This window comes from Altererythrobacter ishigakiensis, from assembly GCF_001663155.1.
Lineage (GTDB): Bacteria > Pseudomonadota > Alphaproteobacteria > Sphingomonadales > Sphingomonadaceae > Erythrobacter > Erythrobacter ishigakiensis.
In genome coordinates, this window is the sequence record NZ_CP015963.1 from 1,124,768 (window position 1) to 1,135,000 (window position 10,233).

The window sequence follows — 10,233 nt, forward strand, 5'->3', positions numbered from 1 at the left end:
CTCAGATGCAAATGAGGTAGCGGACTCAGTCCTTTTTCAGCGCCTTTAGCGCCTCAGCCAGCTGGCCGGAAGGTTCGTCATCGCTACTGATCCCGGCGGCTTTGCGGGCGGCATCGGCATTCGGACCCTCGGCATAGGGATCGATCGCAAGGCCCAATGACTGCGCGACCGCTTCGCCCAGATCGAATGTGTCGCCCGAATATTCGATCTCATCAAGCTCCTCGGCATCCAACTCGATCTCGATCTCGTCGCCTTGGCCAGGTTCGACCGCGGATGCTTCGACGAAACGGAACGCCAGCTGCTCTTCGATTTTGGTCGAAAAGTCTTCATGTGAAATCGCGCAAGCCTGCGTGATGCTCGCCTTGAGTGTGCCATTGGCGTGGATCGCCTTGGCCCGCTGTTCCAGCTCAACTGTGGCATACAGATCATCTACGCTGGTCAGGCCAAATCGCTTGGCCAGCGCCACGCGCTCGTCCGCGCTCGCTTCGATAACCACCGGTTCAGCGGGAAGCGCGCGGCTCTTGATCGGGCGGGCAAGCTCGCTTTCGATCATGCGGCTGGCTCCAGGCCGAATTGCGCAGCGATAAGCGCTTCGTCGCCCACACCGGCAAGATGATTGTGTAAAGTTTGCAGCTTGCCCGCGACGGACAATGGCGAGCCATCCTCGGTGAATGTCACGTTGCGCTCAACGGCGGCTTTAAGTTTTTCAGTTTCAATGTCCGCGAGGGCAGGGCGGTATGCCCCCAGTCGTCCGCCAAGCGAACTCATCAATCGTCCCACATGCTTGCCCACCACGACATCGTTGATGCCAAACTCTCGCAGTTGTCCGTCCATGTCCTCGACAAAAAGCTCACACAGCAGCGCGCTTTGATTGTGATGCGCGGAAGCTTCCAGGCGGACTACTACTACGCTCAATACGGCGGTGATCATGTCAAACCGGCCTGCCACAGTGTCTGCGACCCCGCAATTCGAATACCATGACGGATCACGGGCCAATTCGACCACTTTGTGCCACAGCGGGCGAACTTCATCGCGTGGGTCCTTTTGCGTGCCGAGAAGTTTGGATAGGAACGACATTCGAGGAAAAGCTCCTTTGTTTTGGCAGGCGGTGGCCGCGTTCAGCCGCAATTCAATTCGCTATGCCCAGTGGCATTGAAACGCAGCGTTGCAAGCTGCGTTCCATCGCCGTAAGGCTCTTGGCCGAAATATAGGGATGCTCGTTATGCGCACAATGCGCGACGAGCAAATACAGATAAGGTTAGCGGTTCGAATGATCCACGCGAAGGCATTCAAGATTGGTCTGATTGCAACATTGGCGATTGCGATGGCGGGATGCACATCGATCCGTCAATCACGCGGTTATGTGGTTGATGCGTTGCTTGTGGATGCGATCCAGCCGGGTATCGACAACCAACGTTCAGTTGAAATGACGCTTGGCCGCCCAAGCTTTACCAGCCAGTATGGAACGCCGACGTGGTACTATGTGTCAAGCGTGACGGGCCAGCGGGCAATGAGCAGTCCGAAGATCCGCTCTCACAGTGTGCTTGCCGTTCAATTTGACGCCTCAGGAAATGTCACCAGCACAGATCGCACTGGCATTGATCGCGTCGCTTTCTTGTCTCCGGACGGTGACGAAACGCCAACGCTGGGCCGTGAGCGGGGCTTCCTGGAAGATCTGTTCGGTAATATCGGTACAGTTGGCGCACCCGGAGCTGGCGCGCCGCAATAGCGCGGAGCTGGTCCAGGCCGCTTGACCGGCAGAACTTCACCCCCATATTCGCCTTCATGGACGATAAAGCGGCGAGCCACGGCCTGATCCAGTGGCATGGAACCACCATTGTTGGGGTTAAGCGTGGCGATCAGACCGTGATCGCTGGCGATGGCCAGGTATCCATGGGCAACACAGTCATGAAGCCCAACGCCCGCAAGGTCAGGCGCATTGGTGAAGGTGGCAAGGTCATCGCCGGGTTTGCTGGTGCGACCGCTGATGCATTCACTCTGTTCGAGCGTCTAGAAAAGAAGCTCGAGGCGCATTCGGGACAATTGCTGCGCGCCGCGGTTGAGCTTGCAAAGGATTGGCGCACTGACAAATATCTGCGCAATCTTGAAGCGCTCATGATCGTGGCAGACAGGGATAGTCTGCTGGTATTGACCGGTAATGGCGATGTTCTGGAGCCCGAAGGCGGCATCACCGCGATTGGCTCAGGTGGAAATTACGCACTGGCCGCGGCCCGCGCTTTGGCTGACTACGAACAGGATGCGGAAGTCATCGCGACCAAAGCGATGCAGGTTGCCGCAGATATCTGTGTCTTCACCAATGGCAATGTGACCGTCGAAAAGATCTAACCGAAATGACTGAAGCACTCACTCCCAAGGCAATTGTCGCCGCGCTTGATGAACATATTATCGGGCAAAAGGATGCTAAACGCGCAGTCGCCGTAGCACTACGCAATCGCTGGCGCCGTCAGCGGCTCAACCGCGAGCTGCGCGACGAAGTTACGCCGAAGAACATTCTGATGATCGGACCAACTGGCTGCGGCAAGACAGAGATCAGTCGCCGGCTGGCAAAGCTTGCGCAAGCGCCGTTCATCAAGATCGAAGCGACCAAGTTCACTGAGGTTGGCTATGTTGGTCGTGACGTAGAGCAAATCGCGCGCGACCTGGCTGAAGAAGCAATCCGGCTGGAGAAGGAGAAGCGCCGCGAGGCGGTGCGCGAAGCTGCCAGTGAAGCCGCAATGGAACGCCTGCTCAACGCGTTATGTGGCGAGAATGCGTCTGAAGCGACCCGCGAAGCATTCCGCGAACGGGTGGTACAGGACGCGATGAATGACGTCGAAGTCGAAATCGATGTTGAGGAAGCTCCAAATATGCCTTTCGACATGGGCAATATGGGTGGCAACGTAGGTATGATCGATTTGTCCGACATGTTCGGCAAGGCAATGGGCAAGAAGCCGACCAAGCGGCGCAAGCTGAAGGTTCCTGATGCATGGGACCGGCTGGTCGATGAAGAAGCGGACAAACGTCTCGATCAGGATGACGTTAATCAGGCCGCACTGCGCAACGCTGAGACCAACGGCATTGTTTTTCTCGACGAGATAGACAAGATCGCGGTCAGCGATGTGCGCGGCGGTTCCGTTAGCCGCGAGGGTGTTCAGCGCGATTTGCTGCCACTGATCGAAGGCACAACCGTGAGCACCAAGTACGGCCCGATGAAAACCGACCACGTGCTGTTTATCGCTTCGGGCGCATTCCACGTAGCCAAACCTTCAGACATGTTGCCCGAATTGCAGGGTCGACTCCCGATCAGGGTCGAATTGCGCGCATTGACCGAGGAAGATTTCGTCCGAATTCTATCGGAGACGCGTGCAAATCTGGTCGAGCAATATCGCGCCCTACTGGGCACTGAGAAGGTTACGTTGGATTTCACCGAAGATGCCATCGGCGAAGTCGCCAAGATTGCGGCTCAGGTGAACGAGAGCGTCGAAAATATCGGCGCGCGGCGACTACAAACGGTGATGGAGCGTCTGCTAGAGGAAATTAGCTTCGAAGCAGAAGAGCACACCGATGAGACGATTACAATCGATGCCACATATGTGCGTGATCGGTTGGCTGATCTCGCGGGTGATAGCGATCTGTCCAAGTATATCCTGTGACAACAGGTCCAATCTCTGATCGCGATGCTATGGTGGCGCACATGGCGCCGATCCTGGATGATCAGAGCTACTGCTTTCTCCTTATCACACCTGACATTGCACCCACGGCAATAGGTGCAGCGATTGGCACCTTCCGCGAGGATGAAGGCGTCACTGCCATTGTGCCCGAAGCGGTCGCTCGTGAGCTAGGCGATGAAAGCGCGGCCTTCGCTCGCATCACGCTGACAGTGCACTCTTCACTGACGGGGTTTGGTCTAACAGCGGCTGTCGCGAGCGCGTTGGCAGAGCATGGGATCGCGTGCAATGTCGTTGCCGCGTATCATCATGATCATGTGTTTGTTCCGACCGAGCGAGGCGATCAGGCGCTCGCTATTTTAAAGGACCTCCAACGTTCAACCGCTCAGGGATGAGGCGCAAGCCCAATCTCAACGCCGGTCTTATCCGTTAGTGCAAACTTGTCGACCAGATCAGAGCTGGCGGTATTGAGGCCCGTCACCTCCACGCTACGACCGTTCCGGCGCATACGTTCGACCACATTGTCCAGCGCATCAATCGCGGAAATGTCCCAGAAATGTGCTGATGATACGTCGATGACTACATGCGGCGCTGGGTTCGGTTGAATGCTTTCCGGACCAAGCGCAGCAGTAAACCTATCAACACTGGCGAAGAATATCTGACCTGTTGCGGTGTAGATTGCGGTGTCGCCTTCAACATGGCGAGACACGGTGAACATGCCCATGACTTTCTGAGTGAAGAAGATTCCTGAAAGGAGAACGCCCACCAATACGCCCAGAGCCAAATTGTGCGTCGCGACCACTGTTACAACAGTGCTTAGCATTACGACAGAAGACTGCCATGGATGCTTGCCAAGGTTGGGTATCGAGTTCCAGGAGAACGTGCCGATTGAAACCATGATCATGATGGCGACTAATGCCGGCATCGGCACTTGGCCGACAAAGGGACCGAGCGCGGCCAACAGAATTAGAAGAGTCACACCTGCGGCAAGAGCGGACAAACGACCACGGCCGCCACTGGAGACATTGATCACTGACTGGCCGATCATGGCGCAGCCCCCCATGCCACCGAAGAACCCCGTGACGATATTCGCAATGCCTTGTCCGGCGCTCTCGCGGCGTTTGTCACTGCCGGTGTGGGTCATGTCGTCCACAATCTGCGCTGTCAGCAGGCTCTCAAGTAATCCAACTGCCGCCATCGTCGCAGAATACGGTGCGATGATGCGCAGTGTTTCCCACGTCAACGGTATGTCGGGCAAAGCGAAGAAAGGCAGTCCTTCGGGCAATTCGCCCATATCGCTGACCGTGTTGACAGGCGCATCAAGCCAGATCGACAGCGCGCTCAGGACTATAATTGCGATCAGCGGGCTTGGGATGGCAGTGGTGAGTTTCGGTATGAGATAGATCATCGCCAAACCGGCAATGACCATCGCATAAGTTTCCCAGGTTACGTCGATCAGCTGCGGAAGCTGAGCCATGAAGATGAGTATCGCGAGCGCGTTAACAAAACCGGTGATCACGGAGCGACTGACGAATTGCATCAGCAAATTGAGACGAAGCAGCGCTGCGATGCCTTGAAAAATACCCATCAGAATGGTCGCTGCGAAAAGATACTCTACCCCGTGATCGCGGACGAGCGGGACAACAACAACGGCAACTGCGGCTGTAGCGGCTGATATCATACCCGGACGCCCGCCGGTGAATGCAATCACGATTGCAATCGTGACAGAAGCGTAGAGGCCTACACGCGGGTCAACACCGGCGATAATCGAAAAGCCGATCGCCTCCGGGATAAGGGCCAGAGCGACAACGATCCCGGCGAGGATGTCCGCACGCACATTTGAAAACCAGTCGCGGCGGATCGCAGCGGCATCGAACATTGAGAATTCCCGAATTTGGATTGGCTTTGCGGCGGTTTGTGGAGCGCCGGATTTAGTGAACGTGCGCCTTTGGCCTATTGTGCAGTGCAGCACAACCCCAAGTATGGTGAAACCGTTGTGCGCTGATCGATGCGGGAGAAGCCGCACATCGATATTCGTGAGCCGTTCGCAGGACAATCAATGGCGAGCGGTTGATCTGGAACCAGCCCTATGTCCAAGGCATTATTTGATGAACGAGACAAGCGGGGACCAAGATGATCGGTAAGTTTTTGTTTTCAGGCGTAGCGGCGGTGGCGATGATGGCAGGAACGCCTGCCTTCGCAGATGATCACGCTTCAACCAGCGAAGTCAGCCTGTCTGCGCCCAAAATCGACTACACCATGTGGACGCTCGACAATGGTTTGCGGGTGATCGCGATCCCCGATGCCGGCACCAGCACTGTTACCACTTCCCTATGGTACGATATCGGGTCCAAGCTTGATCCGGAGGGACGCAGCGGATTTGCTCATCTGTTCGAGCATATCCTGAGCCGAAAAACTGAGAACATGCCTTATAACATGATCTACGGACTGACGGCGGATATCGGTGGCACACGCAACGCATCGAACTGGATCGACCGCACCAATTACTACGAGATTGTGCCTGCCCAGTATCTGGAAACCATGCTGTGGACCCACCGCGAACGCATGGCCAAAGTTGTGGTAGATGACGAAGTGTTCGAAACCGAACGCGGGGTGGTGAAAGAAGAGCTGCGTCAGCGCGTACTCGCACCTCCTTATGGCCGCTTGCAGCGCTATGTCCTGACTGAAAACGCGTTCGATATCATGCCACATCGCCGGCCAGGCATCGGCAGTATCGAAGATCTGGACAGTGCCACGCTGGACGACGCACGCGCATTCTACGAAGCCTATTATGGGCCTGACACGGCGACCTTGATTGTTGCGGGCAATTTCGAAGTCGCTCAACTAAAGGCGTTAGTAGATGAATATTTCGCGGATATTCCTCAGCGCGCGAATCCGGTTGATTTGGCGATCACAGAGCGTGAGCCTGAACGCACAGAGCCGCGCGTAGTCAACGCAACTGCACCCAATGTGCCATTGCCCGTAGTGGGGGCTGTCTGGAAGGGGCCGCCAACAACTGATCCTGACGCTGCAGCGCTGGAAATGCTGGAGGCAATCTTGGTTCGCGGCGACAATAACCGTCTGGACAGCGCTCTCGTGCGCAGTGGTCAGGCGGTTCAGGCCGCAGCCAATGTGCAATTGTTTCGCGAAGCAGGCCAGATCGCAGCCTATGCCGTTGTGTCCGATCCGATGGCAATGGATCAAGCGAGATCCACGCTTGAAGCGGAACTGGAACGCCTCCGCACTGAGCCTGTCAGCGAAGCCGAGCTGGCCGAAGCGCGTAACGAGATTGTCGCTAGCACGCTGCGCCGGCGGGAAACGGCACGCGGACGGGCGTTTGAACTGGGCGAAGCGCTGGTTTCAAGCGGGGATCCCGACTTTGCCGACACACGCCTTAATCAGCTGCTCGAGGTAACTCCTCAAGATGTGATGCGCGTCGCAGTGCACTATCTCGATCCGCAGAAACGCGTGGCATTTACCTATACTTCAGGCGAGGATGATCCCTCGACATACGCAAACCCCGTCCGAATGCCCGAGTTCCGGACTCTCCCACCAGCAGTGGGTGAAATCCGCAAGGTCTTGCCGGAGGATCAGCGCATGGCGCCTCCCGCGCCCGGCGAAGTACCCAATGTCGCCGCGCCTGAAATCGTCGAGCGCACACTTTCGAACGGTATCAAGGTAGTCGCTGTGCAAACCGGCGATGTCCCTATCGCAACCGTTACCATGCTTGTCCCCGGCGGCAGCAAGACGGATCCACGCGCCAAAGCTGGGATCGCGCAAATGGCCGCCGGGTTGGCGGATAAAGGTGTCGAAGGGATGGATGAAGTCGCCATCGCTGCGCGGTTTGAAAGCCTGGGTGCGAGTTTCGGTGGCGGAGCGGGCAGTGATGGCACAAGCTTCAGCCTGACAGCGCCGGTGGCAACGCTTGCCGACGCGGGCGAGCTAGCTGCGCGCATCGTTCGAGGGGCGATCTATCCCGAAGATGCCTTCCAGCGCGAACGCAAACGTGCGGCGGATGGCTTGCAGGTTTCGCTGAAGGATCCAGGCAGCCTGGCTCGGTTTGCTGTCCGCGTCGCGATGTATGGCGATGCGCCCTACGGCTCACAGCCGGGCGGTACTACTGAGAGTCTGGCGGCAATTACTCGCGATGATCTGATCGCACACCGCGCCGCTTATTTCCATCCCGATGCCATGCAGATTGTGATCAGTGGCGGGATCAATCCAGAGCAGGCAATTTCTGTGGCTGAACAAATGTTCGGCGACTGGACCGTCGCAACCCCGTCGGGACCAGTTCCGCAACAGGCAGCGGGAGAAAAGCAACCTATCCGTACGATCGTGATCGATATGCCGGAGGCGGGCCAGGCAGCCGTGGTTGCAGCGGTACGGGCGCCGGCGCGCAAGAGCGAGGATTTCTTCCCGCTTGAGCTTGCCAACAGCGTATTGGGTGGCGGATCGAGCGCGCGCCTGTTTGAAGAGATTCGCACCAAGCGTTCGCTTAGCTATGGCGCTTATTCGGGGTTCGCGGACAGGGCGGATGATTCAATCCTAACTGCTAGCGCGCAGACCAAGAATGATACCGCCGATGAGGTCGCAAAGATCTTCTTCGATGAGTTCGCACGGTTGGGCAGTGAACCATTGAGCGATGACTTGCTTGCCAAGCGTCGGCTTTACATGTCGGGCAACTTTGCCCGGTCGCTCGAATCAAGTGGCGGTTTCAACTCAATCGTTTCCACGCTGTTGCAGCAGGGGCTTGAGCCTGCAGAAGCTCTCAAGTTTGCAGAGCGCCTGAATGCCGTTGGCGGCGAAGCTGCCAGCGCAGTTGCGAGAACTTATGTTGACCCCGACAAAGCAACATTGGTGGTCGTTGGCGATGCCTCTCAGTTCCTGGACGATCTCAAGGCGATCCGCGGTGATGTGGAAGTGATTGCGGCCGACGACGTCAATTTGTCATCAGCAAGTTTGCGCAAGGTTGAGGAAGATGAAGCTGGCGAGGCGGAGTAAACCTTACTCCGCTACTTGGTTTTCTTCTTCACGTTCGGCTGCTTGGCGCGCCCACATTTCAGCGTAGAGACCGTCCGCCGCGAGCAGATCGCGGTGGCGGCCTGCTTCTGCGAGCTTGCCTTGATCGAGCACAAGGATCCGATCCGCATCAGCGATTGTCGATAGGCGGTGCGCGATAGCAATCGTTGTACGCCCCTTCGATACGCGCCGTAGCGTCGAGAGTATGTCCTGCTCGGTTCGCGTGTCCAGCGCGCTGGTCGCTTCATCGAGCAACAGGATCGGCGGGTTCTTGACCAACGTCCTTGCGATCGCGACCCGCTGTTTCTCGCCACCGGAAAGCTTGAGGCCGCGCTCCCCCACTTCAGTGCTAAAGCCGTCGGGCAACTGCTCAACAAACGGCAAGATCGCGGCATCGCGAGCCGCCGCAACCACATCTTCGTCACGCGCGCCGTCACTTCCATAGGCAATGTTGTAGCCAATCGTGTCGTTGAACAGCACACTGTCCTGAGGAACGATGCCTATGGCTGCACGCAAGCTTTCTTGAGTGACGCCCGCGATATCTTGACCGTCGATCAGGATACGCCCGCCCTGCGGGTCGTAAAAACGGAACAGCAATCGTGCGATAGTGCTCTTGCCCGCGCCAGAAGGTCCGACAATTGCAATGTTCGATCCGGCCGGCACTTCAAAGCTGAGATTGTTCAGTATCTGCCGTTCTGGCTCGTAGCCGAAGCTGACATGATCAAAGGTAATGTGGGGACGATTGATGAGGAGGGCAGGTGCCCCCGGTCTGTCCTCAACTTCAACAGATGCATCCATCAGCTTGAACATCTCGCCCATGTCGACGAGCCCCTGGCGGATTGTGCGGTAAACCCAACCGAGCAGATCCAGTGGTCGGAAAAGTTGAAGCAGATAGGTGTTCACGAACACCAGATCGCCGACGCTAAGCTCTCCCTTGCTCCAACCCCATACAGTATATGCCATCGCGCCAGCCATCAGCGCATTGGTGATCATGGCCTGCGTTATGTTGAGAATAGCGAGCGAGTTTTCGCTTTTGATCGCGGCTTCGGCATAGGCCTTGGCGGCCTTGCCGTAACGCGCTTCTTCGCGTTGTTCAGCGCCAAAGTATTTAACCGTCTCGTAATTGAGAAGCGAATCCACCGCGCGGTCGAGCGCCTTGCCGTCCAGGTCATTCATCTGGCGGCGCAGCTTGGTGCGCCATTCGGTGATCCAACGCGTCACTAATATATAGGTGACCACTGTGAAGCCCGTTGCGGCGACCAGCTCCCAACCGAAATTGATATAGAAGATAACGCCTACCGCGACCAGTTCGATGGCGGTGGGAGCAATATTGAACAGCAGGAAATAGAGCATCATGTCGATGCTCTTGGTGCCGCGTTCGATGGTTTTGGTTACTTCGCCTGTGCGCCGGCCGAGGTGAAAGCGCAGACTGAGCCGGTGCAGCCGATGGAAAACGTCTTGCGCCAAATTAAGCGTTGCGACCTGCCCGACCCTTTCGAACGCGATGTTGCGCAGGTTATCAAAAGCGACGCTGGTGAACCGGCCA

Annotated in this window: 9 protein-coding genes (1 of these 9 running past the window's edge); 5 read left to right on the forward strand and 4 right to left on the reverse strand. The window is 57.0% G+C overall.

Annotation, left to right across the window (positions count from 1 at the left end; translation table 11 throughout):
- Window positions 1-25: 25 nt before the first annotated feature.
- Together A6F69_RS05260 and A6F69_RS05265 are read right to left on the reverse strand one after the other, a co-directional pair.
- Window positions 26-553, reverse strand: a complete 528-nt coding sequence (locus tag A6F69_RS05260; protein WP_067598289.1) for a YceD family protein — start codon at window positions 551-553, stop codon at window positions 26-28.
- On the reverse strand, window positions 550-1,077 hold the full coding sequence (locus A6F69_RS05265) for a ubiquinol-cytochrome C chaperone family protein (protein WP_067598292.1): 528 nt from the start codon (window positions 1,075-1,077) through the stop codon (window positions 550-552). Before A6F69_RS05265 ends, A6F69_RS05260 begins: the two co-directional genes overlap by 4 nt.
- Window positions 1,078-1,324: 247 nt before the next feature.
- Between A6F69_RS05265 and A6F69_RS05270 the strand changes: the two genes are divergently transcribed.
- Genes A6F69_RS05270 through A6F69_RS05285 form a run of 4 tightly spaced genes read left to right on the forward strand, consistent with a single transcriptional unit; the run spans window position 1,325 to window position 4,063 of the window.
- Complete coding sequence (locus A6F69_RS05270) at window positions 1,325-1,729, forward strand: outer membrane protein assembly factor BamE (protein ID WP_425388078.1); 405 nt, start codon at window positions 1,325-1,327, stop codon at window positions 1,727-1,729.
- A 56-nt stretch (window positions 1,730-1,785) separates the two neighbouring features.
- A complete protein-coding gene (hslV, locus tag A6F69_RS05275) occupies window positions 1,786-2,346 on the forward strand; it encodes an ATP-dependent protease subunit HslV (RefSeq protein ID WP_067598298.1) in 561 nt (186 codons plus the stop codon).
- Window positions 2,347-2,351: 5 nt separating this feature from the next.
- Window positions 2,352-3,653, forward strand: a complete 1,302-nt coding sequence (gene hslU, locus A6F69_RS05280) for an ATP-dependent protease ATPase subunit HslU (protein WP_067598301.1) — start codon at window positions 2,352-2,354, stop codon at window positions 3,651-3,653.
- Between the two features lie 41 nt (window positions 3,654-3,694).
- Window positions 3,695-4,063, forward strand: a complete 369-nt coding sequence (locus A6F69_RS05285; protein ID WP_067602551.1) for an ACT domain-containing protein — start codon at window positions 3,695-3,697, stop codon at window positions 4,061-4,063.
- On the opposite strand, the gene A6F69_RS05290 is transcribed toward A6F69_RS05285, so the two are convergent.
- Window positions 4,054-5,547: a SulP family inorganic anion transporter gene (locus A6F69_RS05290; protein WP_067598304.1), complete on the reverse strand. Its 1,494-nt coding sequence runs from the start codon at window positions 5,545-5,547 to the stop codon at window positions 4,054-4,056. The two genes, A6F69_RS05285 and A6F69_RS05290, sit on opposite strands and share 10 nt — an antisense overlap.
- Before the next feature lie 254 nt (window positions 5,548-5,801).
- Between A6F69_RS05290 and A6F69_RS05295 the strand changes: the two genes are divergently transcribed.
- Window positions 5,802-8,669 carry a M16 family metallopeptidase gene (locus A6F69_RS05295; protein WP_067598307.1) on the forward strand — a complete coding sequence of 956 codons (2,868 nt, stop codon included), beginning with the start codon at window positions 5,802-5,804 and terminating at the stop codon, window positions 8,667-8,669.
- A 3-nt stretch (window positions 8,670-8,672) separates the two neighbouring features.
- Here A6F69_RS05295 and A6F69_RS05300 read toward each other — a convergent pair whose 3' ends face one another.
- Window positions 8,673-10,233, reverse strand: the 3' portion of a protein-coding gene (locus A6F69_RS05300) for an ABCB family ABC transporter ATP-binding protein/permease (RefSeq protein ID WP_067598310.1). Its footprint extends 257 nt past the window's final position; only the last 1,561 of its 1,818 coding nucleotides appear in the window; the start codon falls outside the window, past its right edge; the stop codon is at window positions 8,673-8,675.

What these genes read in the sequence shown, in the direction of transcription:
- hslU (WP_067598301.1), top strand. Translation starts at nt 2,352, where the DNA reads ATGACTGAAGCACTCACTCCCAAGGCAATTGTCGCCGCGCTTGATGAA.
- A6F69_RS05295 (WP_067598307.1), top strand. Translation starts at nt 5,802, where the DNA reads ATGATCGGTAAGTTTTTGTTTTCAGGCGTAGCGGCGGTGGCGATGATG.
- A6F69_RS05270 (WP_425388078.1), top strand. Translation starts at nt 1,325, where the DNA reads ATGGCGGGATGCACATCGATCCGTCAATCACGCGGTTATGTGGTTGAT.
- A6F69_RS05260 (WP_067598289.1), bottom strand. Translation starts at nt 553, where the DNA reads ATGATCGAAAGCGAGCTTGCCCGCCCGATCAAGAGCCGCGCGCTTCCC.
- A6F69_RS05285 (WP_067602551.1), top strand. Translation starts at nt 3,695, where the DNA reads ATGGCGCCGATCCTGGATGATCAGAGCTACTGCTTTCTCCTTATCACA.
- A6F69_RS05290 (WP_067598304.1), bottom strand. Translation starts at nt 5,547, where the DNA reads ATGTTCGATGCCGCTGCGATCCGCCGCGACTGGTTTTCAAATGTGCGT.
- hslV (WP_067598298.1), top strand. Translation starts at nt 1,786, where the DNA reads ATGGACGATAAAGCGGCGAGCCACGGCCTGATCCAGTGGCATGGAACC.
- A6F69_RS05265 (WP_067598292.1), bottom strand. Translation starts at nt 1,077, where the DNA reads ATGTCGTTCCTATCCAAACTTCTCGGCACGCAAAAGGACCCACGCGAT.